The organism is Pseudidiomarina indica (assembly GCF_900104245.1).
Lineage (GTDB): Bacteria > Pseudomonadota > Gammaproteobacteria > Enterobacterales > Alteromonadaceae > Pseudidiomarina > Pseudidiomarina indica.
Genome location: NZ_FMXN01000010.1, coordinates 1 through 22,013, shown reverse-complemented (window position 1 = coordinate 22,013; position 22,013 = coordinate 1). Strand labels below are relative to the sequence as shown.

The following is a 22,013-nucleotide window of genomic DNA, read 5'->3' as shown; positions in this document are numbered from 1 at the left end:
TTACTTCAACAAGGTCGCCGCAATGGTACGGAAGCCTAGAGCGGTTGCACCGGTTGCCCACATGGAGGTGCCGCTATTATGGTAAGCACCCGCGATATCGAAGTGTAACCAACCTTGCCCTTGGTTCGGAGCAAAGCGTAATAAAAAGCCAGCCGCATTACTCGCGCCACCCGAACCGCCTCCTTTCTGTGGACGGCTGTTGGCCGTATCAGCGACTGCCGATGGGCAATTTTCTTGGTGCCACGTATTCAGCGGTAAACGCCACAACAACTCGTGCTGCTGTGCTGCCGTCTGCAAGGTTTGTTCTGCTAAGGCATCATCAACGCTAAATAATGCATTGTAGTCAGTGCCCACTGCAACTTGTGCGGCGCCGGTTAAGGTAGCGGCATCAATGACTAAAGGAGCCTTGGTTTCACCTGCATACAGCAGGCCGTCAGCTAGGACTAAGCGTCCTTCCGCATCCGTGTTAACAATTTCAACCGTGGTGCCATTTTTGTAGGTAATAATATCGCCTAGTTTATAGGCATTGCCATCAATTAAGTTTTCAGCACTACAGATCACCAGCTGAACGCGCTTTTGTAACCCTTGCTCAATGGCATGCACCAAAGCACCCGCAAGCGTAGCAGCGCCTCCCATGTCACATTTCATGGTGACCATGCCTTCGCTGCTTTTAATGCTGTAACCACCGCTATCAAAGGTGATGCCTTTGCCAACCAATACGGCATCAATCGGTGCATCGACTTGTTGGCTCGGATTGTAATCAATCACCGCCATCACCGGTGGCCGTTTGCTCGCGCGCCCCACGGTATGAATACCGTTCCAGCCCTGTGCCAACAATTCGTCGCCCACCAGGGTGGTCACGGTCACTGCAGCACCACCCACTTGCTGTACTTGAGCAGCAATTTGTTGTGCTAATGATTCAGGATAAATTTCATTGGGCGGAAGATTAATCAAACGACGTACCCAAGCCGCCGTGCTTTGTAACGACGTTAATTGCTCAGCATCGCTGGCCCATTGAATACGATTGGTCGATAAGGTATCGCTATAGCCTTTGGCAAAGGCCCACTGCCGTTCCAAATTCCACTCTGCGCCTTGTAGTGAAACAGCAACCACGCCCATCGCATCCAATTGACGCCCTGCTTTTTGAATTTTCCGCAAATTATCGGCTTCTTGCTCACCCACATAAATGGTGGCGCCCGCATCTCCTAGAATCACAGCAGAGCTTGCTTTCCAAGCAGTTGAAGTTGGTGGTGTGGTAGAAATGAAGACAGCTACAGTGCTAGACATGCGATTACGCTCCCAGTATGGTTTTGACGTTGATAATTCTATCCTATCGAAGCTATATGAGGGTGACAATGCAGTTTCACAAGACTTTATTGCCCGCTGTGTTAATAAAGCGGTACAAACGTTTCCTTGCCGATGTTGAGTTACCCAATGGCGATATTATCACAGTTCATTGTCCCAATACTGGAGCAATGACTGGGTGTGCGGAGCCCGGCATGCGGGTATGGTTAAGTGAGTCCCCCAACCCAAAACGCAAATACCCGTACACCTGGGAGCTCGCCGAAACGGCAGCTGGTCATCTGATCTGTGTGAATACACAGCGGGCCAACCAAGTTGCCGGAGAGGCGCTGCAACAACAGGTGATTTCACAATTGGTTCCCCTCACCCAACTCACCGCTGAGCGCAAGTATGGTTATGATAACCGTCGCATCGATTGGTTCGGACTGGATGCCGACGAACGCGAAACCTATATCGAAGTAAAAAGTGTCACCTTAGCCGAAGGCTCCCAAGGTTATTTCCCCGACACAGTCAGTGAGCGAGCGCTTGCTCACTTGCTAAGCCTTCAAGACATGGTTGCTGATGGGCATCGTGCGGTGGTGTTATATGTGGTGATGCACACAGGGATTGAAATTGTCAGTGCCGCCCACCATATCCACCCTGCTTATGCGACCCAGTGCATTCAAGCCGCTGCTGCTGGGGTTGAATTTTATGCATTAAGCTGTACCTTAAGTAGCTCAGCAATTGAACCACTCAAAAGCATCGTGGTATCGAATCAACCCATCACGATTGAGCAAAATCCATAATACTAAATCAATTGCTAAGCCCTTTGCTTTCTGGTATATGTACCGACCTTTTAACATTAACGTCTCATACAGGAGATCCAAAATGCCTCAAGGAAAGCCGAAAAAAGCCCATGGCATTCTGGCACAAGCTGGTTTAGAGCCCTATGAGCTCGGGCCGGATGAAGAGTACATGAATGAGGCGCAACGTGCGCATTTCCGTAAGATTCTTGAAGCATGGCGAGCTCAACTTCGCGAAGAAGTTGATCGAACCGTGCATCACATGAAAGATGAAGCAGCGAACTTCCCTGATCCGGTTGATCGTGCTGCGCAAGAAGAAGAGTTCAGTTTAGAATTGCGGACCCGCGATCGCGAACGCAAACTAATCAAAAAGATTGAAAAAACGCTCCAGCAAATTGAAGCAAATGACTTCGGTTACTGTGAGCAATGCGGGATAGAAATTGGTATTCGTCGACTCGAAGCACGTCCAACTGCTGACATGTGTGTCGACTGCAAAACCCTCGCTGAAATTAAAGAGAAGCAATTAACTGGGGCCTAATATGCCCGCAACGCTTCCATACTGTGGCCGCTTTGCCCCGACTCCGTCGGGGCCCTTACATTTTGGCTCCCTCATTGCAGCGCTTGCCAGTTATTTAGATGCCCGCGCTCACCAGGGCCGCTGGTTGGTCCGCATTGAAGATATCGATACCCCCCGTACCGTCAGTGGCGCTGACCAACTCATTTTGGAACAATTGAAACAACATGAGTTACATTGGGACGGCACTATTTTATATCAAAGCCAACGTTTGGAACGTTATCAACAAGCCCTGACTCAACTTCATCAGCAGCAACGTACTTACCACTGCGATTGCACTCGCAAGCAAATCAAAGCTCAAGGTCCATACTACACCGGTGTTTGCCGCACCAAATCCGTCATCAGCTCCCCATTTGCAATCCGTTTTCGTAATGATGATCCGCTCCTGCAATTTATCGATGGTTGGCAAGGACACATCACCTTAGACCCCGCATTTGCAGCAGAAGATTTTGTGTTATTTCGACGGGATGGGTTATTTACCTATCAACTCACCGTCGTGGTTGATGACATTGACCAAGGGGTGACGGATATTGTGAGAGGTGAGGACTTACTGACTGCTACCAGCTGGCAACTAAACCTATGGCGCTATTTCACTCATCGAGTCCCGAGTTTTAAACATGTGCCACTAGCGCTCGACTCAGCAGGACGCAAACTCAGTAAACAAAATCATGCGCCAGCCTTAGAAGAAAGCAATGCCAAGGCACAGCTCGTAGCAGCACTGCAGTTTTTAGGCCTGCGCCCGACACGCACTCAGCCACTGCCGCAGATCATTCAAGATAGCGTACAACAATGGCAAGCCAAACGCTTCCATGCAACGAGCCCACAGGATACAATATAACCAATGAAAGAAGGTTACTGGAGAAGCACTTATTATTAACCGAATGAAAGCCTTAGCGAAGCGCGCCTTCAAGCGCCCCACGGAGCACCCTCAACTGCCACAAAATATTCTCGCTAAGCCCAAAGTTATTCCTCGCGATAAGCACCCTATATCACGCAAAGATATTTCACCGCCTGCCCTAAAGGTGTTGTATCGGTTGCATCATGCTGGCTACCAAGCGTACTTGGTGGGCGGCTGTGTGCGTGACCTGATTTTGGGGTTACAGCCTAAAGATTTTGATATCGCCACAAACGCAACCCCTGAGCAAGTCCGTAAGCTCTTTCGTAACTGCCGTATCATCGGTCGTCGTTTCCGCTTGGCTCATGTGGTGTTCGGCCGTGAGATTATCGAGGTTGCCACTTTCCGCGGACATCATGACCTTACAGATGATGAACGTGCCAATAGCAAAGCCGTGCAAAACGATAAAGGAATGCTGCTACGCGATAACGTCTATGGCACCATTGAAGAAGATGCGCAGCGCCGTGACTTCACCATCAATGCGCTCTACTACAATATTGCCGATTTTAGCATCCTTGATTTTGCCGATGGCTTACGTGATATCGAAGCCGGCACGATCCGCATGATTGGTGACAGCGTGACTCGCTATCGGGAAGATCCGGTGCGCATGCTACGGGCAGTACGGTTCGCGACCAAGCTGAATATGCGCATGGATGAAAGTGTTGCCGACCCCATTCGTGAACTGGCGCCACTACTACAAAATATCCCACCAGCGCGTTTATTTGAGGAATTTCTCAAGCTATTTACCGCCGGCAAAGGGCTCGCCAACTTCGATATGTTGGTGGAATACCAGTTGTTTCAACAGTTCTTCCCAATTTTAAAGAGCTACTTAAAAACACCTGACGACGCCCCTTATCAAATGTTACGTCAAACATTTAGCGACACCGACGAGCGCGTCCGTAATGAATTACACATCACCCCCGCCTATTTGTTTGCCGCCCTGCTATGGTGGCCATTGCAAGCACGGTTGGAACAATTGACGGTAGAAAGTGGTCTCCCTGTTTCTGATGCACTCAACGTCGCCGCGGCCGATGTGCTAGGCCGACAACAGCAAACCATCGCGATTCCTAAACGATTGACAATTCCGACGCGTGAAATCTGGCAATTGCAGTACCGCATGGAACGTGCCAAAGGAAAACGAATCCAAACGTTGCTGGTGCATCCAAGATTTCGGGCTGCGTATGACTTTTTGGTGTTACGTGCGCAAACCGCCCTACCTAGCGAACAGCGTGAGCTCCAACAACGGGCACAGTTTTGGACGCGGTTGCAATCCGAGCCAGCTCAAGTCGAAGCACTGGCAGCCAGTGGCCCCAGTCAGTCGCCGAAAAAACGCGGCCGACGAGGGGGGCGACGGCGGCGTCCGAAAGCGACGTCTTAGGGGACAACATGGCACATGTATATATTGCCTTAGGCGCAAACTTAGCGGATCCATTATCGACCCTCAAGCAAGCGGTACAAACCTTGCAGCAACACCCTGAGTTGCATCACTTCAAGGTCAGCTCGTTTTATCGGAGCAAGCCTATGGGCCCGCAAGATCAACCCGATTATGTGAATGCGGTTGCTGAATTCCACACGGCGTTAGCCCCGCTAACATTGCTGGATGAATTGCAAGCTATCGAGCAGCAGTACGGCCGTCAGCGGCTACGCCATTGGGGGCCTCGAACATTAGATCTCGATCTGTTGCTCTATGATCACCAACAGATTCAAGAGCCACGATTGACCGTTCCGCACCCTGGTATCGCGGAGCGCGACTTTGTGGTGGTGCCCTTGGCAGAGCTTGCGCCACAGCTGCAACTCCCCGACGGTCGGTCAATCAGTACGCTATTGACCACAATGATTGACCATGATCTCATAAAAATTACCTGATACAATCGACCGAATGTGATTGCCATTAAGGAGTGTGCCATGGCAGGTATGACTATTTCTAAATTGATTCAAAAGAAAGCCGCGGGTGAAAAAATCACCTCACTCACCGCTTACGACGCCACCTTTGCCAAATTATTCGCCCAATGTGGCATTGATTTCATGTTAGTCGGTGACTCTTTGGGGAACGTCGTGCAAGGACAAACGTCCACGCTTCCTGTCACAGTCGAACAAATTGTCTACCATACCGAAGCGGTTCGTCGTGGCGCACCTGATGCGTTCGTTATTGCCGATATGCCCTTTATGACCTGTGCCACACCTGAGCAAGCATGTCTTGAAGCCGCAAAATTAATGCGTGCTGGCGCGAATATGGTCAAGCTTGAAGGCGGAGAGTGGTTAGTTGATACCATTCGCATGCTGGTTGAGCGGAGCGTGCCGGTCTGTGCTCACTTAGGCCTCATGCCACAATCTGTTAACGTACTAGGTGGCTACAAAGTTCAGGGTCGCGAGCAAGCGATGGCAGAAAACACCGTCCGCCAAGCATTGGCCGTTCAACAAGCGGGTGCACAGATGCTCGTACTTGAGTGCGTTCCAACAGAACTGGGTGAATTAATTAGTAGCAAATTAAGCATTCCAGTCATTGGCATTGGTGCCGGCGCTAAAACCGATGGTCAGATTTTGGTGATGCACGACATGTTTGGTTTAAACAGCGATTACATACCAAAGTTTGTCAAAAACTTCTTAGCTGAAACCAGCGATTTAACCGCTGCTGTTCAGCTTTATATCCAACAAGTGAAAGACGGTTCATTCCCTGGGCCTGAACATTCGTTCGAGTAATTGCAATGCAATTATTAAAAAGCCTTGAAGAATTACGGGGATGGCGGTCCCAGCAGCAGACGTCGATCGCTCTAGTGCCCACCATGGGAAACTTGCATGAGGGGCACTTAAAACTCATCGATTTAGCCAAACAGCACGCCGACCAAGTGGTGGTCAGTATTTTCGTGAACCCGATGCAGTTTGGCGCGCATGAGGATCTGGACCAATACCCACGCACGCTCGAAGCAGATTGCCTTGCCGTGAGTGAGCGTGGCGCCAGCCTCGTCTTTGCCCCCACTGTCGCAGACGTTTACCCCCGTGGGCTGGATCAGCAGACTTATATTGACGTGCCAGGTGTTTCTGAAATTCTGTGCGGGGCCAGTCGCCCAGGACACTTTCGTGGCGTCGCCACCATAGTCGCAAAATTGATGAATATGGTACAACCCGATGTCGCAGTGTTTGGTGAGAAAGATTTCCAGCAACTGCAAGTGATTCGTTTGATGGTGAACGATCTCAGTTTGCCGGTTGCTATTGTGGGCATGCCGACAGAACGAGCAGCGGATGGCCTAGCGTTAAGCTCGCGGAATGGGTATCTGAGCACTCAAGAGCGAGCAATCGCACCTCAGTTGTATCAAACGCTCCAGCAAAGCGTGACCCGCATTCAAGCAGGTGGCAGCTTCAGTGAGGTGTTAAATCACGCCCAAGAGCAACTTACCGCAAGTGGCTTTCGGATAGATTATTTGGAATTGCGACGCACTCCAGATTTAGCGGCCGCGACTCCATCTGATCACCAGTTAGTGCTACTAGCAGCCGTCTATTTAGGCACAACACGCCTTATCGATAACGTACAATTTGTCCGTTAACGTAACGCGGCATCACGCAATAACCCTAATTCACGCAGTTCTGTATGCAGGGCGCCGCGTAAGCTCATCGCTTGCGCGGCAATTTCACGCTGTTCTTGCAGCACCTCTACTAACATTTCTTTAGTCGTTAACGGGTTCGCTAGCACCACCCGGAATACCACCGTGGGCTCACGATAATACTGTGATGGCGTTAGTTTTGTCCGCGACACGAATGAACGCCCCGTTTCACGCTGACGCTTCTGAATAAAGCGGGTTAACGCATTCAAGTGTGGCGTAATACGCCGCACCTGCTCAGGCGTCGCATCTTGAATCAACTGTTTTACCCGAGTAGGAACAAACCGATAGGTCAGAATACAGAGCTCAGGCTCGGTGATGACTTCAAAATCATCTTGCTCTGCAATCAAACTCGCAAACATCTGGGCGCGAGCGATGCTTTGATCAATCAGTAACTCGAATCCCCGCCGCCCCATAACATGCAGTGCGGAATAAATCAGCATCGCCATGCCTGGACGTGAGCCTTCTAGGGTATGGGCGCCGAGGTCTTTCGAACCATGTCGAATAATATATTCCGCATGATGTTCGATGGCTCGCACCATGCTAGGGTCTTTAAATAGCACCATCCCAGCCCCCATTGGCACATACATCTGCTTATGGGCATCAATGGTGACACTATCGGCTCGTTCAATCCCAGCTAACAAATGGCGGTGATTTTTCGACAGTAAGGTGGCCCCACCCCACGCCGCGTCCACATGGAAGAAAGCTCCCACTTCTTCGGCAACATCCGCCAACTCGTTCAACGGATCGATATGCCCTGTTTCGGTGGTGCCAGCAACCCCAACAATGGCTAACACGTGCCCGCCATCAGCGACCACTTCAGCACAGGCCTTGCGCAGTTCATCCACGCGAATGCGGTTATGTTCATCAGCTGGGATAGCGATCAAGTTGCGGCGGCCAATGCCTAACACATCGGCTGCTTTGCCGAGCGAATAGTGCCCCCGTTCAGATACCATGACGGTTAACCGGCGATAACCATAATGCGCTAAGCCCGCGGCCAAACCTTCAGCAGCGATGCCGGCAAACTGTTCATCGGGTTTTAATAAAAGGTTACGAGCTACCCACAGGGCCGTCATGTTGGCGACGGTACCACCGGAGCACATGGCGCCCAAGGAGTGTTGGGCGCTATGCATCCAATGTTGATAAAAACTATCGTCTTGCTGATAGACAAGATGGTGCAGCATTCCCAAAACGTTCCGTTCAAGGGGCGTAAACGCTTTGGATGTTTCAATTTTGACCAGGTTTTGATTCAGCCCTACCATGAGCTTGGCGAGCGGCAGCAGAAAATACGGCAGTGCTGACGTCATGTGGCCAATAAACCGTGGTGACGCTGTATTCACCGAGTGGGCGACTAAATTATTGAGCAAAAACTCAGTGTGATCGGACACATACCGTGGTTCTTCTGGAATCTGACTGGCATTAAATTTTTGTTCAATTTCATGCAATGGCTTTTCACGCGCAACAATGCGCTCACCTAAAAAGCCCATCAGGTTCTCTGACAAATGTTTTTCGATGCGCCCAAGCGTCGAATCCGGAGCTTCCGGAATCGTAAAAATTTTCAATAACGCTTCTTGGCTGACTTCAGCAAATTTGTTGTCGCTCAAAAATAGAGTCCTTATTCGCTAACAACGGCAGGCATTATTCTGCCTCGATGGCAGAAAAATAGCGACCGTCTTCTGGCAACTGCGCTCGTAACTCCCACAATTGCTGCCCACTTCGTTGGTACTTGCGCTCAAACGGGGTCATCGGTTCATGGCGCGCCAGCAGCGGCGTTAATGTGGCTTGGCAATTGACTAAAGCGAGACTACTGGCCACTTCCGTCAAATAAATCGCCCAGTTCGAGCGCATCACCAAGGTGCCCCCTAACCCTAGCACATAGGGCCACACCGGACTGCCATGCCAACGGCGTCCAAGATGCGCCGCTTTCGGCCAGGGGTTCGGGTACAGAATATAATGCTGATCCAGATGCCAATGCGCCGCCACCGCCAATCGCCAGAAATCATTCAAGTCGGCGCGCACCAATAGGTAGCGCTGCCCCGCGGCAGCCCGTTCATAATGTGCATGACGGGCAAGACGATGAGCAGACTTGTCCACCCCGATCACTAACGCGTCAGGATTCTGATCAGCGAGCACTGCCGTACTTTCTCCAACACCACAGCAGGAATCGAGAATAATCGGCCCTTGCCAATCCATCACCAACTTTTGCACTTCATCGAATGCTTCACGATTATGGTCTTGAATAGGCTTACGAAATGGTGTGCGTAAGTGCCGCATCACAACGGCAACCAAATCATCATGGTTGCCATGCTGGTTCGTAGTTACGGGACGGGATAATTGGGTCACGAGCGAATACCTACACCGCGCTTCAACAAAGTGTACGCAGTGATAAAGAGAATCAAGTTAAATCCAATAATAACGCCTAATGCAGCCGTTATACTGACATCGGAAATTCCTAAGAAACCAAAGCGGAATGCGTTCACCATATACAAAATAGGATTCACTTGGGCGATGGTTTGCCACACGTCTGGCAGCAAGGAAATACTGAAAAACACACCACCGAGATAGGTTAGTGGCGTCAACACAAAGGTCGGGACAATCGAAATATCATCGAATGATCTAGCGTACACCGCATTAATCAATCCGCCCAGTGAGAATAACGTGGAAGTCAGCACCACGGTAACCACCAACACCAGTAGGTTGTGGACGCTTACCTGGCTCACAAACAGAAACGATACCAGGGTTACAATGCATGCAACCAAGAGCGCTCGCGCCAGCCCACCTCCCACATAACCACCGATAATGACAGCTGGGGAAACCGGTGCCACCAACATCTCTTCAATATTTCGTTGGAATTTAGCACTAAAAAATGATGATGCCACGTTGGCATAGGAGTTGGTGATCACGGCCATCATAATCAGCCCTGGAACAATAAACTCCATATATGGGCGGCCACCCATTTCACCAATCCGTTGGCCCACAATGCTGCCGAAAATGACAAAGTATAACGTCATGGTGATAGCAGGCGGCACCAAGGTTTGAATCCAAATACGCAAAAAACGCGTGCATTCTTTAATCCAAATGGTTTTTAAAGCGATATAACTAATCGACGACCGCATACTAAGCTCCTACCTCTGCTGGCTGACGACCTTTTTCAACCAAATCAACAAACAGCTCTTCGAGTCGGTTCGCTTTGTTACGCATGGACACGACTTTGATAGCTTGAGCACTCAATTGCTCAAACACGCGATTGAGCCCTTGGCTTTTCTCCACATCGACTTCAATGGTGTGATCATCAATGACCCGCCACTGAAACTCTTCGAGTTGCAGGCCAGCTGCTGCTCCAGCCCCCATCGTCGGCGCTAAATCCAGAATAAAAGTCTCACGGTTGAGGGTTGCCAACAAGCCTTTAATCGAGGTGTTTTCAATAATGACGCCTTGATCGATAATGGCAATGTTGCGACATAAAGATTCTGCTTCTTCTAAATAATGCGTCGTGAGAATAATGGTGATACCTTGACGGTTAATGGCCTCAAGGTAGTCCCACATGCTGCGCCGCAATTCAATATCTACCCCTGCTGTGGGTTCGTCTAAAATTAATAATTTTGGCTCATGCAATAACGCACGGGCAATCATCAAGCGTCGCTTCATGCCCCCAGATAGGTTCCGTGCGGGTGCATTACGTTTATCCCAAAGGCTCAGTTGTTTCAGGTATTTTTCGGATCGTTGTTTAGCGACTTCACGGGGCACTCCGTAATACCCCGCTTGGTTTACGACAATCTGTTGCACGGTTTCAAATTGGTTGAAGTTAAACTCCTGTGGAACCAACCCAATTTGACGTTTTAGATCCGTCAATTGCGTGTCCAGGTCATAACCGAAGACCGACACCGTACCGCTGGTTTTATTGACCAGTGACGAAATAATACCAATCGTTGTTGATTTACCTGCCCCGTTGGGGCCCAACAACGCAAAAAAGTCTCCCGCTTGCACATCGAGATCGATGCCTTTGAGGGCTACATGGCCCCCTTTATAGGTTTTCGTTAATCCACGAATTGATAATGCTTTCATTTCGAATGATACTCCTCGCCATAACCCCAGCGCGGCTGAATTGTTTGGTCTAAACCAAGATGATTAAGTATCCGTGCCACCACAAAGTCCACCAAGTCTTGAACACTGGTGGGTTGGTGATAAAAACCTGGGGCAGCCGGCATAACGGTGACCCCAAGACGGGCTAATTGCAGCATATTTTCCAAATGAATGGGTGATAGCGGCATTTCACGTGGCACCACGATCAACTGCCCCCGTTCTTTAATGACCACATCGGCGGCCCGCTCGATTAAGGTATCGCTGCTGCCATGCGCAATGGCACTCAGCGTCCCCGTTGAACAAGGACAAATCACCATTCGTTTGGGTGCTGCTGAACCGGATGCGATAGGTGAAAACCACTCTTCTTTCCCGTACACCTGCAATTGCTCGTCGCTCACTTGAAAATGCGCTCGTAACACTTCGGCCAGTGCTGCTGGGGCTGCCGGTAACTGCCAACCAAGTTCGGTCGCAAACACGACCCGAGCAGCACTCGACATCACCACATGCAGGTGTTGCTGCTGCGCGAGCAAACATTCAATCAGGCGCATGGCATAAGGCGCACCTGAGGCGCCGGTAATCGCCACTGTGACACTGGATTGGTTCATGAAATTTCCTTGTTAGTTTGACAACTGCAAGGCAGATAACTGGGTTAATAACTGCTGATGAATGCCGCCAAAGCCGCCATTACTCATAATCACGACATGATCACCTGGGCGCACCGCTTCACCTAACAGCGCCAACAACTGCGCCACAGTCTGCCCCACGAAAGCACGGGGTACTTTGTCAGTGACCGCCCATTGTACATGGTCTGGCTGCAACATAAAAACCTCATCGGCTAGGGCTAATGACTGCTCCAACTCATCGGCCATGGTGCCTAACTTCATCGTATTGGAGCGTGGCTCCAAAACCGCCAAAATTCGTGCCGAGCCAACTTTTTTACGCATGCCATCAAGAGTCGTCTGAATCGCGGTGGGGTGGTGCGCAAAGTCATCATAAACACTCACCTGATTCACTGTTCCCAGTAATTCTAGACGACGTTTCGTATTGCGATACTGGTGCAGCGCTGCGCAACTAACATCTGCAGGAACGCCAACATGGTGAGCGGCCGCAATCGCCATCAATGCATTGTCCACGTTGTGTTGACCAATAAGATCCCATTCGACGATGCCTTGCTCAACGCCTTGGTAAAACACTTTAAAGGCGCTGCCTGAGGCATGCAGCAGTTCGGTTGACCAGCTTTGGGCGCTGCCCATACCCACCGTTTCACTCCAGACCCCTTGGGCAAGTACTTCTTGCAGTGTTTGGCTTGAGTGCGGATAGAGAATGCGACCATAACCTGGCACCACACGGACCAAATGATGAAATTGGCGTTGAATAGCACTTAAATCTGGGAAAATATCCGCATGGTCAAATTCAAGATTATTGAGAATCAGCGTGCTCGGACAATAGTGCACAAACTTTGAACGTTTATCGAAAAACGCAGTATCGTATTCATCGGCTTCGATGACGAAGAAATCACTTTCCCCGAGGCGTGCAGACTGCTGGAAATTTGCGAGCACTCCGCCCACTAAAAAGCCAGGGTGCAGCCCCGCATAGTCCAACAGCCAAGTTAACATACTGGCGGTGGTTGTTTTCCCGTGAGTGCCCGCCACTGCTAGCACCCATTTATGCTGCAAAACAGCGTCATGTAGCCATTGTGCGCCGGACACATAAGGGATGCGTAAATTCAACACGGCTTCAACCGCTGGATTCCCACGGCTTAACGCGTTACCGATAATCACCAAGTCAGGTGCTGGTGTGAGTTGACTGGCATCATAGCCTTCAATTAATTCAATCCCAAGCTGCCGCAGTTGATCACTCATGGGCGGGTAAACGTGCTGATCACTCCCCGTCACATGGTGCCCCAAAGCCTTTGCTAATGCTGCGACCCCCCCCATAAAAGTGCCACAGATTCCAAGAATATGAATGTGCATGAATCTCTCTCGCAACCGCTGTTTTCGGTAGTGTATCATGGGGCTTAATTACACGGTTAATCTGCACAAGAAATTTGCAAAAAATTGCGGTAAACTTAGCCACATTTCTTCAACTGTTCGTATTCAACCAGAATAATTAAGAGGGTTCCATGCAGCGCCTAACTCCGACCTTACGTAACGATCAGGTCGACGAAGCACTCATATCAGTGATTAACTCATTGCAGACTTGTGCCAAAGAGATTTCATTCCGCGTCGGGCAAGGTGAGCTTGCAGGAGTACTCGGTTCCACGTTATCTGAAAATATTCAAGGGGAAACCCAAAAGAAGCTCGATATTCTCTCGAACCAATTAATTAAAGAGATTTTGCTCGAATGTCAGCACGTGGCAGCCGTGGCGTCTGAAGAAGAAGAAGGGATTGTCCTCGGCCACCCCGAAGGGGAATATTTGGTGGCCTTCGACCCCCTTGATGGCAGTTCTAATATCGATATTAACAGCATGGTTGGTACCATTTTCTCGATTCTGCCAGTGCCGCAAGATGGCCCGCGCGATGCGAGCATGTTTTTACAGCCGGGACGCAATCAGATTGCGGCGGGGTATATTCTTTATGGCCCGTCGACCATGATGGTCTTTACCACGGGGAAAGGGGTCCGAGTGCTGACTTTAGACCAAACTGTGGGCGAATTTCTGGTCACCAACCTGAATCTTACCATTGAGCCTGAAACCACTGAGTTTGCAATCAATATGTCCAACTTCCGCCATTGGCAAGAAGGCATGCAAAATTATATTGATGACTTGCTGGCAGGCACCAGTGGCCCGCGTGCTAAAAACTTCAATATGCGCTGGGTCGCTGCCATGGTGGCTGATGTGCATCGTATTTTATGCCGCGGTGGCTTATTTGCCTACCCTTGGGATGCGCGCTCCATGGATAAACCTTACAAGCTACGCCTACTGTATGAAGGGAACCCCATGGCATGGCTGGTGGAACAGGCCGGCGGTGCTGCTCACAGTGGCGAAGAACGTATCCTCGATATCGTTCCAACGGATATTCACCAACGGGTTGGCGTTATCTTAGGAGCCAGAAACGAAGTTGCAACCTGTTTGCGCTATCTTCGCTATGAAGAGGGTTCGCAATTAGATAGCAAGCCCGTATAATACGACCCCATTATTTTTATCGTTTTAACCACAGGAAAGCACATGAGCCTAAGTCACGTCAGTGCAGGAAAAAACCTGCCAGAAGAAGTCAATGTTATCATTGAGATCCCAGCAAATGCTGATCCAATCAAATATGAAGTGGATAAAGACACCGGCACCTTATGGGTTGACCGCTTTATGGCAACTCCGATGTTTTATCCGTGCAATTATGGTTTCATCAACGAAACGTTGTCACTGGATGGTGACCCGGTCGATGTGTTGGTGCCAACACCTTACCCGCTCCAACCAGGCTCAGTGATCAAATGCCGTCCTGTTGGTGTCTTGCATATGACCGACGAGTCAGGACAAGATGCGAAAGTGATTGCGGTACCGGTGAGTAAATTGACCAAAGAATACGATCACATTCAAGACATTGGCGATTTACCTGAGCTGCTAAAAGCACAAATCATGCACTTCTTTGAGCGTTACAAAGAGTTAGAAAAAGGGAAGTGGGTGAAAATTGATGGCTGGGGCGACATCAATGCCGCTAAAGACGAAATTGTCTCCTCCTTCGAACGTGCCAAGCAGCAGTAACATGACACAAGGCACCTGCATTGAGCTGCGTCAATTAGCGTTCCAATGGCCAGGTGCCTCCACCCCGCTGCTCCAAATTCCTCACCTGCAAATTGAACGCGGCGAACGTGTGTTATTGCGGGGGGCCAGCGGGTCCGGTAAATCAACGCTACTCAGCCTGATAGCCGGCGTTCATCAAGCCAAACCCAATCAAGTTCAGGTGCTGGGGCAAGACCTCGCCAAGTTGTCGCAGCGGCAACGTGATCGGTTACGCGCCAATGAAATAGGCTATATCTTTCAGCAATTTAACTTACTTCCATACCTATCTGCGGTGCAGAATGTCATGTTGGCAGCAAAATTTGCGCCCGCCCGGGTTCAACGCCTCGCTAAAGCAACCGGCACACCCCGTGAATTAGCACTCCAACTGTTACAGCAGCTGGGGTTAAGCGAACAAGATAGTTTGCGGCCAGCCCATCAACTCAGTGTCGGTCAACAGCAGCGAGTTGCCGCGGCGCGTGCATTATTCGGTCACCCAGCCCTTATTATTGCTGATGAGCCAACCTCTGCGCTCGACAGCGACCATCGGGATAACTTTATCGAAGTTCTGTTTGACGCCTGCCAGGCCCATGGCACAACGCTCTTGTTTGTCACCCACGACGGCAGCCTTGCACATCACTTTGAACGTGCGATTGAATTGGGTGAAATTAACCAAGCGACAGGAGTTCAGCAATGATTCGGCTTGCGTTTGCTAGTTTAATGAATCGGAAAACAAGCGCTTGGTTAACCCTCCTAGCAATTGCGGTCAGTACCTTATTATTACTTGGGGTGGAGCGTGTTCGCACCCAAACCCAAGAAAACTTTGCCAACACCATTTCAGGAACCGATCTCATTGTAGGGCCTCGTACTGGTTCCACCCAGCTGCTGTTAAGTAGCGTGTTCCATATTGGCGCCATGACCAATGCGATCCGTTGGGAAAGTTACGAGTATTTACAAAAATTACCGGGCGTTGCATGGCATATTCCCATTGCCTTAGGGGATAGCTTTGCCGGCTATCCTGTGGTGGCCACCACCCCAGCTTATTTTGACCACTTTCGCTATGCCAATCAGCAACCTCTGAAGCTGCTCCAAGGGGCGTGGTTTAGCGAAGATGACCCTATCGGTGCGGTAGTTGGGGCCGAAGTCGCCCAACGGATGAACCTGACGGTCGGTGCGGAACTCACCATCTCTCACGGTGCTGGGGGGATTAGCTTTAGTGACCATGATACCCATGCCTTTGTAGTGCGTGGTGTGTTGGCAGCCACCGCAACCCCTGCCGATCAAGCCATCTACATTCCCTTGGCTGGGCTTGGGTTAGTGCATGGGGAATTTATCGATGACGCCTCTCATGGGCATGAGCATGAGCATGCTCATGAGCCGCCGGTTTACTCACTCAGTGCGGTCTTAATTGGTCTAACGAATAAACCTCTTGCCTTGCGGCTACAGCGACAAATTAACACCTACGGTGGGGAGCCCCTCACCGCGATCATGCCCGGACTTGCGTTGACTGAGTTATGGCGTACTTTGAATCTCTTCGAAAAAGCTTTGTTTGCTGTTTCAACGCTCGTAGTCGCAACCGGCTTGCTGGGCATGCTGACGACATTGTTAGCCAGTCTGCGAGAACGCCGCCGAGAAATGGCCGTACTGCGAGCCATTGGTGCGGGGCCACTCACTATTTTCGGCCTCCTAGTCAGCGAAGCTTTTTTGTTAACCCTTGCTGGGGTAGGCTTAGGGATCGGTTTGCTGTTTTTAATCGTTCACTTAGGTTCCAACCTTTTGTTAGAACACACTGGTATGTTATTACGCGCAACGCCATTGACGACGGCTGAACTCACGTTGACAGGTGCGATTGTCGTTGCCGGTGTTTTGTTAAGTTTAATTCCCGCGTGGCGAGCCTATCGTAACGCGTTAGCAGATGGACTCACAATTCGACTATGAACTACGTTGCCTCTATTCTGGCCATGGTATGGCTGGCCTGCATGCCATTGAGCGCCCACGCCGACACCTATCACACCACTCATTGGAAAGAATTAGTTCCTGAAGGATACAAACCACCTCCAGTGAAAAGCCAAGCCTTCTACGATGCCAACCCAGAGCTTGCCATTCAACCTGAGCTCGACGCCCCGATGGTGCCAAGTTTAGATGGTAAAAAGATTCGGATTCCGGGGTACGTTGTTCAGCTTGAGGGCGATGCGGACAAAGTCACCCAATTTTTGTTGGTGCCGTATTTTGGTGCTTGTATTCATGTGCCACCCCCACCCCCCAATCAAATTGTACTGGTGGATTTCCCAACGGGTGTGCGCTACGAGGATACCTTTGATGCGGTTTGGGTTGAGGGTGTTATTGAAGTACAGCGGGTTGAAGGCGATATTGCAGTGGTCGGCTATCGGATGACAGCCGCCACGGTCAAACCCTATTACTAATTCCGTTCATAGGGCTTCATGGGTCCGCTTAGAAATGAATTTCTAATCCTAAGTAGGGCCCTTTAAATTTTAAGTCGGAATCAATGCCGTCGAGGTCATCCAATTCAATCTGAATATCGCGATAACCTACCTGCAAATGCAAATCCAGTGCCAGGCTATCCACCAAACGATACTCCACGCCCACTTCAAGGTCGCGCACGTCGCTGTCATCGATGCTTACCGCATTCGCAAGCCCATACAAGGTGAACCCTGTCATGGGGATACCGACACGCAAGTGAGCATAGCCAGTGGGCACCCAACCATCACTGCGAATCCCATTCTCATAAGTGCCTTCACGAATCGACAGCCACCCGTCCACTTTTTTACCGGTCAGACCCAAGTCTAAAGAGACTAGGTCATTATCCAAAAGTTCATAATAGAGGGTGAGATCGGTATGGCTTAAATCCACGTAGCTATTGATGGTGTCATTGGCACTATACACTTGCCCATTAAAGGTAAAATCTTGATTGAGCGTGGTGAGGCCATAGGTCACTAATTCATTTTCCCGAATTTTAATATTGGGAAGCAGCGGAATCGGATGCTCAAAAGCAGCATAGAAACTGGTTTGTTTCTCATCCGTGAAATCAAACCCTTGGTTGCCATTCCCCGAACCAAACTGTCCGCTATTACTGGTGTCCCAAACCTGAGCCCCCACATAGAGTCCCAAAAACGTGTCGGCTTGTGCCGTTCCCGCTAACAACAGTGTAGGAAGCGCGGCGGCTATGGCTAGTTTTTTCATGGTGTGATCCTTTAATCGTGGATTGAACGTACGTCAGCAGTGAATGTTACCTCATTTCCATCACTAAATTGGAGTACAAAATCCACAGTATCACCTGGCTTAAAGGGTTGACTAATACCAAACAGCATTAAATGATGGCCGCCCGGTTGAAACACCACGGGTTCACCAACGGGCAAGATTAGCTCTGGAAGCTGCTCCATGATCATCATACCGTCCGCCATGCGATGATGGTGAATTTCGGTTAATCGAGCAGCCGCTGTTGAGGCCCCGACCAATGTCAAAGGCTCACTGCCTGTGTTCGTTAGGGTCAGGTAAGCGGCACCATTTTCGCTCCCAGGAATCGTCTCCTTCAGCCAAGGCTGATGGATTTCCACTTGAGCGGCTTGTAAGTGAAAGGGAACCAGTAAAACGCCCAGTAGTAAGCTTCTTAATATGCGCATCCTTTACTCCATGTGGGTTGTTGAGTCTCCCCTACACAGTATTCGGTTTTTTACGAACTAGCAAATAAACTAAAAAGCCGACTAATAAATATGGCAGTAACCAACCGAATAAACTAAAGACCAAAGCGACACTGGCGATAATGAGAGCTACGCCTACACTGCAACCAATAAACAGCGCTAGGGCAAAGGCTCCAATCGCTAAGCCAAGGATCAATAAACCCGTAATTCCAATACTAAACAGAACTCCGATGACTGTTCCTAATAGACTGAAAATTTCGTCTGCAAAAACAATAGCAGCCAGAACGCCTAAGACAATCCAAATGCGTGAACTGCGACGACTCATAATTTCTCTCCTAACATTGATTTAAGAATAGATGACGTTAGTAGAGTAAATGCAAGAAGCGTACCAGGTTATTTAAGCCAATTAGAGCGGTGTTTCAAGCCAATAAAAAAGCCACTCCGGTTTCCCGGTAGTGGCTTTGCTCATATTTTAGTGGAATCGACGAACTCGACTAAAACGCGTAAGTTAACTCCGCATAGTAATAGCCACCGTTAAATCCGAAGGGTGCGTTGGTATTTGGGTAGATGAAAATACCATTAAATTGGTTCGACGGATCTTGTTCATCAGGATAAACATCGAACAAGTTCTGTCCCCCAACGCTCACGTTCAATTGGTCCGTGATGCGATAACGAACGGAAAGATCCGTAATCCACTTGCCACCGAACTTAGTTTGTAAACCCGCATTATTTTCTAGCACATAATCACCGAAGTAATTAAAGGCTAAGCGCGTTTCAAAATCTTGAATCCGATGGGTCAGCGAGAACACCCCGCTGTGACGTGGAACTGACCGCGTCATGCGAGTTCTTTCAACGTTATCAAACAATTTATCTTCTAACCCATCCAGAATCTGTGGTAAGTGCACCCCATCCACTTCGGTTTCGTTGTAACCGTAGGCCATTTGGACTCGCAAATCGCTTCGTTGCAAGGCGATGTCTTTGGTCAACACCACATCGACCCCGGTGGTGGTGGTATCAACGGCATTGATAAAGAAGCGTGCGTTATCTGCGCCTGCAGCCGCTAAAGCATCCGCAACCGCTGGGGAGTCACTAGGAATCAACGAACTTGATAAAATGATCCGATCATCAATAGCGATTCTAAACGCGTCGACCGTTAACGAGAGATCATTATCCCCATTCCACACCAAGCCCATGCTAAAGCTTTGCGACTCCTCTGGTTGCAGGGCTCCAAGCTCTAACGCTTGGGCAACAGGGCTGATATTGTTAAAGGTTCCCGACTGCTCAGGCACCAGTTCACCGTTACGGTTCACAAACAACGTGGAAATATTGGTGAAATAGATTTGCTGCACGCTAGGCGCTCGGAACCCGGTGTTCGCGGTTGCACGCAACGCAAAATTATCATTGAAGTCATAACGACCGGACAACTTCCAACTGGTATTACTGCCAAAGTCTGAATAATCTTCATAACGAATGGCAGCGCCCCATTGGAAGCGATCAGTCAGCATATTCTCAAACTCAACATAGGCGCCAATATTGTCTCGCGATTCATCCACTTCGGACTCTGGCATAAACCCGGTGAAGCCTTGGCTGCCGCCAGGCCGGTTGGCGTAGCCTCCATTAATGTACGATGACTCTTCACCAGCCTCGATTTCGTAGGCGTTTTCCCGATAGCTGACCCCAAAGGCAATGGACAAATCAGAGTTATTAGCAAACGGGACAAACCGCTGAAAATCAATGGACGCATTGGTTTCTTCCATGATTAAGGTTCCCGCATCAAATTCTGTCGGGGTACTGGGCCCTAACGAAGCGTTCAATGAGTTCTCTAAGCGGTACTGAAACTCACTGCGGCCATAACCGGCACTGACATCAACATCCCAGTCACCGAGCTTGAACTGATAGCCTCCCACAATACTGCTATCGTTGGTTTCTGGTGTTAACAACGGCAAATACCCGTCAGGGTAAACTTCAATTAGGTTGCGATCATCCAAGGCGCGGCGATAAAACGCCCCCGATTGAGAGGTTCGATCGCTATAACCTGCAAACGCGTAAAACATGGATTCGCCTGAAGTCGGTACCTTTAAGTTGGCAAAAATGGCGGTATTCTCAAAGGACGCATCCCCAACATGGTGGCTTAACCGATCAAAGGTTTCCTCGCGAGGGTCAGGGTCGCCATTCACTAATGGATATTGTTGACGTGGGTCGAGCCCCGCACGATTGGTTTTATTCTTATGATGGTACTCTGCAGCAAGGGTTAACGAACCTGCTTGCCCAATGGGTAACCCCACGTTGCCATGGATTTTATATTGTTCACCATCACCCTCAAAGGTTTGGCCGCCATTGACGGAAACACTACCGCCTTCCGCCTGGTCTTTTAAGACAATATTGATCACACCCGCAATAGCATCAGAGCCATACAATGCCGCTGCACCATCTCGCAGGACTTCGATGCGCTTAATCGCTGAAATCGGGATAGCGTTTAAGTCAACGTTTGAACTGCCTCGACCTGTGGTCCCGTTAAGATGCACCAAGGCACTGCTATGGCGCCGTTTGCCGTTAATTAGAACTAACGTATGGTCAGGCGATAAACCTCGTAACGATGCCGGACGAACCGCGTCTGAACCGTCAGTGACCGACGATGATGGAAAGTTAAAACTTGGCACGGCGTACTGTAATGCCCTTGCGGTTTCGGTGATTCCGCTCGCTGCCAGATCTTCACCTGAAATAATATCAACGGGTGCGGAACCATCCGTCGCCGTTCGATAGGATAATCGAGATCCTACGACTTGAATCCGCTCTTCCGCTTCTACGGTATTCTCTTCTTGGGTTTGTGCCACTGCCGGTCCCGCTACGATAAACGCAGGAGAAATGGCGGTTAATAGCGCGATACGTACGGTCGATATTTTCATGGTGACGCCTCTCCAAAGACTATCATGCTGTGAATTAAATTATATTTTTTCACCAGTTACATCTTCACTTTAGAGAATGCTCAGAAAAAAACAAGAACAAATGGTTATTAGATAGACGGTTCAGACGTAGAGAAAGGTAAAACGTAGGCATAAAAAAACCCCGAGCGGTGAAGCTCGGGGTTCGCATTTGAAGCCTGGCAGTGTCCTACTCTCGCATGGGGAGGCCCCACACTACCATCGGCGCTGAAGCGTTTCACTACTGAGTTCGGAAAGGATCAGGTGGTTCCACTTCGCTATGGCCGCCAGGCAAAAACTGGTAACAATATCAACGCACTGATTATAAAAACGATGCCACTCTCACCATCACGTCGGTAAAAGCTCGAACTTATGTCGCATTCACACAACCAAAACACTTTCGGTGTTGTATGGTTAAGCCTCACGGGCAATTAGTACGGGTTAGCTCAACGCATTACTACGCTTCCACATCCCGCCTATCAACGTCGT

The 22,013-nt window shown here is 49.7% G+C and carries 23 protein-coding genes and 2 rRNA genes; 12 read left to right on the top strand and 13 right to left on the bottom strand.

The window, feature by feature from the left end; all coding sequences use genetic code 11:
* On the bottom strand, positions 1 to 1,287 hold the full coding sequence (pepB, locus tag BLP64_RS08420; protein WP_092593624.1) for an aminopeptidase PepB: 1,287 nt from the start codon (positions 1,285 to 1,287) through the stop codon (positions 1 to 3).
* 68 nt (positions 1,288 to 1,355) lie between these two features.
* On the opposite strand from pepB, the gene sfsA reads away from it, so the two are divergent.
* The 7 genes from sfsA (at position 1,356) to panC (ending at position 7,095) form a co-directional block, all read left to right on the top strand.
* Entirely contained in the window at positions 1,356 to 2,087 is a 732-nt protein-coding gene (gene sfsA, locus BLP64_RS08415) for a DNA/RNA nuclease SfsA (protein WP_092593623.1), read from the top strand.
* Positions 2,088 to 2,169: 82 nt separating this feature from the next.
* Complete coding sequence (gene dksA, locus BLP64_RS08410) at positions 2,170 to 2,622, top strand: RNA polymerase-binding protein DksA (RefSeq protein ID WP_092593622.1); 453 nt, start codon at positions 2,170 to 2,172, stop codon at positions 2,620 to 2,622.
* A 1-nt stretch (position 2,623) separates the two neighbouring features.
* Positions 2,624 to 3,496: a tRNA glutamyl-Q(34) synthetase GluQRS gene (gene gluQRS, locus BLP64_RS08405; protein ID WP_092593621.1), complete on the top strand. Its 873-nt coding sequence runs from the start codon at positions 2,624 to 2,626 to the stop codon at positions 3,494 to 3,496.
* Positions 3,497 to 3,539: 43 nt separating this feature from the next.
* A complete protein-coding gene (pcnB, locus tag BLP64_RS08400) occupies positions 3,540 to 4,931 on the top strand; it encodes a polynucleotide adenylyltransferase PcnB (RefSeq protein WP_092593620.1) in 1,392 nt (463 codons plus the stop codon).
* Positions 4,932 to 4,939: 8 nt separating this feature from the next.
* Positions 4,940 to 5,419: a 2-amino-4-hydroxy-6-hydroxymethyldihydropteridine diphosphokinase gene (folK, locus tag BLP64_RS08395; RefSeq protein WP_092593619.1), complete on the top strand. Its 480-nt coding sequence runs from the start codon at positions 4,940 to 4,942 to the stop codon at positions 5,417 to 5,419.
* Positions 5,420 to 5,458: 39 nt separating this feature from the next.
* Complete coding sequence (panB, locus tag BLP64_RS08390; RefSeq protein WP_092593618.1) at positions 5,459 to 6,253, top strand: 3-methyl-2-oxobutanoate hydroxymethyltransferase; 795 nt, start codon at positions 5,459 to 5,461, stop codon at positions 6,251 to 6,253.
* A gap of 5 nt (positions 6,254 to 6,258) precedes the next feature.
* A complete protein-coding gene (panC, locus tag BLP64_RS08385; RefSeq protein WP_092593617.1) occupies positions 6,259 to 7,095 on the top strand; it encodes a pantoate--beta-alanine ligase in 837 nt (278 codons plus the stop codon).
* Here the strand turns inward: panC and panP are convergent.
* The 6 genes from panP to mpl are packed head-to-tail and all read right to left on the bottom strand — an operon-like array spanning position 7,092 to position 13,205.
* The gene (gene panP / locus BLP64_RS08380) at positions 7,092 to 8,753 is read right to left on the bottom strand and encodes a pyridoxal-dependent aspartate 1-decarboxylase PanP (protein ID WP_092593616.1); all 1,662 of its coding nucleotides are present in this window, start codon (positions 8,751 to 8,753) and stop codon (positions 7,092 to 7,094) included. The genes panC and panP overlap by 4 nt on opposite strands.
* 34 nt (positions 8,754 to 8,787) lie before the next feature.
* Positions 8,788 to 9,492: a tRNA (guanine(46)-N(7))-methyltransferase TrmB gene (gene trmB, locus BLP64_RS08375; RefSeq protein ID WP_233340137.1), complete on the bottom strand. Its 705-nt coding sequence runs from the start codon at positions 9,490 to 9,492 to the stop codon at positions 8,788 to 8,790.
* Complete coding sequence (locus BLP64_RS08370) at positions 9,489 to 10,265, bottom strand: ABC transporter permease (protein ID WP_092593615.1); 777 nt, start codon at positions 10,263 to 10,265, stop codon at positions 9,489 to 9,491. Before BLP64_RS08370 ends, trmB begins: the two co-directional genes overlap by 4 nt.
* Before the next feature lies 1 nt (position 10,266).
* The gene (locus BLP64_RS08365) at positions 10,267 to 11,214 is read right to left on the bottom strand and encodes an ABC transporter ATP-binding protein (RefSeq protein WP_092593614.1); all 948 of its coding nucleotides are present in this window, start codon (positions 11,212 to 11,214) and stop codon (positions 10,267 to 10,269) included.
* On the bottom strand, positions 11,211 to 11,837 hold the full coding sequence (locus BLP64_RS08360) for a flavin prenyltransferase UbiX (protein WP_092593613.1): 627 nt from the start codon (positions 11,835 to 11,837) through the stop codon (positions 11,211 to 11,213). The genes BLP64_RS08365 and BLP64_RS08360 overlap by 4 nt, the downstream gene beginning before the upstream one ends.
* Before the next feature lie 12 nt (positions 11,838 to 11,849).
* Positions 11,850 to 13,205: a UDP-N-acetylmuramate:L-alanyl-gamma-D-glutamyl-meso-diaminopimelate ligase gene (mpl, locus tag BLP64_RS08355; RefSeq protein ID WP_092593612.1), complete on the bottom strand. Its 1,356-nt coding sequence runs from the start codon at positions 13,203 to 13,205 to the stop codon at positions 11,850 to 11,852.
* 149 nt (positions 13,206 to 13,354) lie between these two features.
* Between mpl and BLP64_RS08350 the strand changes: the two genes are divergently transcribed.
* The 5 genes from BLP64_RS08350 to BLP64_RS08330 are packed head-to-tail and all read left to right on the top strand — an operon-like array spanning position 13,355 to position 17,367.
* Positions 13,355 to 14,356: a class 1 fructose-bisphosphatase gene (locus BLP64_RS08350; protein ID WP_092593611.1), complete on the top strand. Its 1,002-nt coding sequence runs from the start codon at positions 13,355 to 13,357 to the stop codon at positions 14,354 to 14,356.
* A 42-nt stretch (positions 14,357 to 14,398) separates the two neighbouring features.
* On the top strand, positions 14,399 to 14,929 hold the full coding sequence (gene ppa / locus BLP64_RS08345) for an inorganic diphosphatase (RefSeq protein WP_092593610.1): 531 nt from the start codon (positions 14,399 to 14,401) through the stop codon (positions 14,927 to 14,929).
* Position 14,930: 1 nt separating this feature from the next.
* Entirely contained in the window at positions 14,931 to 15,641 is a 711-nt protein-coding gene (locus BLP64_RS08340) for an ABC transporter ATP-binding protein (protein ID WP_092593609.1), read from the top strand.
* Positions 15,638 to 16,882, top strand: coding sequence for an ABC transporter permease (locus tag BLP64_RS08335; RefSeq protein ID WP_092593608.1), 1,245 nt, complete (start codon positions 15,638 to 15,640; stop codon positions 16,880 to 16,882). Before BLP64_RS08340 ends, BLP64_RS08335 begins: the two co-directional genes overlap by 4 nt.
* Positions 16,879 to 17,367: a DUF3299 domain-containing protein gene (locus tag BLP64_RS08330; protein WP_233340136.1), complete on the top strand. Its 489-nt coding sequence runs from the start codon at positions 16,879 to 16,881 to the stop codon at positions 17,365 to 17,367. Before BLP64_RS08335 ends, BLP64_RS08330 begins: the two co-directional genes overlap by 4 nt.
* A 28-nt stretch (positions 17,368 to 17,395) precedes the next feature.
* On the opposite strand, the gene BLP64_RS08325 is transcribed toward BLP64_RS08330, so the two are convergent.
* The 6 genes from BLP64_RS08325 to BLP64_RS08300 form a co-directional block, all read right to left on the bottom strand.
* On the bottom strand, positions 17,396 to 18,145 hold the full coding sequence (locus BLP64_RS08325) for a TIGR04219 family outer membrane beta-barrel protein (protein ID WP_092593607.1): 750 nt from the start codon (positions 18,143 to 18,145) through the stop codon (positions 17,396 to 17,398).
* Positions 18,146 to 18,156: 11 nt separating this feature from the next.
* Positions 18,157 to 18,585 carry a copper chaperone PCu(A)C gene (locus BLP64_RS08320; RefSeq protein ID WP_092593606.1) on the bottom strand — a complete coding sequence of 143 codons (429 nt, stop codon included), beginning with the start codon at positions 18,583 to 18,585 and terminating at the stop codon, positions 18,157 to 18,159.
* Positions 18,586 to 18,616: 31 nt separating this feature from the next.
* Entirely contained in the window at positions 18,617 to 18,928 is a 312-nt protein-coding gene (locus BLP64_RS08315; protein WP_092593605.1) for a hypothetical protein, read from the bottom strand.
* Between the two features lie 169 nt (positions 18,929 to 19,097).
* Positions 19,098 to 21,509, bottom strand: a complete 2,412-nt coding sequence (locus tag BLP64_RS08310; RefSeq protein ID WP_092593604.1) for a TonB-dependent receptor plug domain-containing protein — start codon at positions 21,507 to 21,509, stop codon at positions 19,098 to 19,100.
* A gap of 192 nt (positions 21,510 to 21,701) precedes the next feature.
* Positions 21,702 to 21,816, bottom strand: a 5S ribosomal RNA gene (gene rrf, locus BLP64_RS08305).
* A gap of 118 nt (positions 21,817 to 21,934) precedes the next feature.
* A 23S ribosomal RNA gene (locus BLP64_RS08300) occupies positions 21,935 to 22,013 on the bottom strand; the annotation flags it as partial.

Coding starts and splice junctions, on each gene's coding strand:
- mpl (WP_092593612.1), bottom strand. CDS start 13,205: ATGCACATTCATATTCTTGGAATCTGTGGCACTTTTATGGGGGGGGTC.
- ppa (WP_092593610.1), top strand. CDS start 14,399: ATGAGCCTAAGTCACGTCAGTGCAGGAAAAAACCTGCCAGAAGAAGTC.
- BLP64_RS08350 (WP_092593611.1), top strand. CDS start 13,355: ATGCAGCGCCTAACTCCGACCTTACGTAACGATCAGGTCGACGAAGCA.
- BLP64_RS08320 (WP_092593606.1), bottom strand. CDS start 18,585: ATGCGCATATTAAGAAGCTTACTACTGGGCGTTTTACTGGTTCCCTTT.
- BLP64_RS08340 (WP_092593609.1), top strand. CDS start 14,931: ATGACACAAGGCACCTGCATTGAGCTGCGTCAATTAGCGTTCCAATGG.
- BLP64_RS08330 (WP_233340136.1), top strand. CDS start 16,879: ATGAACTACGTTGCCTCTATTCTGGCCATGGTATGGCTGGCCTGCATG.
- pcnB (WP_092593620.1), top strand. CDS start 3,540: ATGAAAGCCTTAGCGAAGCGCGCCTTCAAGCGCCCCACGGAGCACCCT.
- BLP64_RS08365 (WP_092593614.1), bottom strand. CDS start 11,214: ATGAAAGCATTATCAATTCGTGGATTAACGAAAACCTATAAAGGGGGC.
- panC (WP_092593617.1), top strand. CDS start 6,259: ATGCAATTATTAAAAAGCCTTGAAGAATTACGGGGATGGCGGTCCCAG.
- BLP64_RS08360 (WP_092593613.1), bottom strand. CDS start 11,837: ATGAACCAATCCAGTGTCACAGTGGCGATTACCGGCGCCTCAGGTGCG.
- pepB (WP_092593624.1), bottom strand. CDS start 1,287: ATGTCTAGCACTGTAGCTGTCTTCATTTCTACCACACCACCAACTTCA.
- BLP64_RS08315 (WP_092593605.1), bottom strand. CDS start 18,928: ATGAGTCGTCGCAGTTCACGCATTTGGATTGTCTTAGGCGTTCTGGCT.
- BLP64_RS08335 (WP_092593608.1), top strand. CDS start 15,638: ATGATTCGGCTTGCGTTTGCTAGTTTAATGAATCGGAAAACAAGCGCT.
- BLP64_RS08370 (WP_092593615.1), bottom strand. CDS start 10,265: ATGCGGTCGTCGATTAGTTATATCGCTTTAAAAACCATTTGGATTAAA.
- dksA (WP_092593622.1), top strand. CDS start 2,170: ATGCCTCAAGGAAAGCCGAAAAAAGCCCATGGCATTCTGGCACAAGCT.
- sfsA (WP_092593623.1), top strand. CDS start 1,356: ATGCAGTTTCACAAGACTTTATTGCCCGCTGTGTTAATAAAGCGGTAC.
- gluQRS (WP_092593621.1), top strand. CDS start 2,624: ATGCCCGCAACGCTTCCATACTGTGGCCGCTTTGCCCCGACTCCGTCG.
- panB (WP_092593618.1), top strand. CDS start 5,459: ATGGCAGGTATGACTATTTCTAAATTGATTCAAAAGAAAGCCGCGGGT.
- BLP64_RS08325 (WP_092593607.1), bottom strand. CDS start 18,145: ATGAAAAAACTAGCCATAGCCGCCGCGCTTCCTACACTGTTGTTAGCG.
- folK (WP_092593619.1), top strand. CDS start 4,940: ATGGCACATGTATATATTGCCTTAGGCGCAAACTTAGCGGATCCATTA.
- BLP64_RS08310 (WP_092593604.1), bottom strand. CDS start 21,509: ATGAAAATATCGACCGTACGTATCGCGCTATTAACCGCCATTTCTCCT.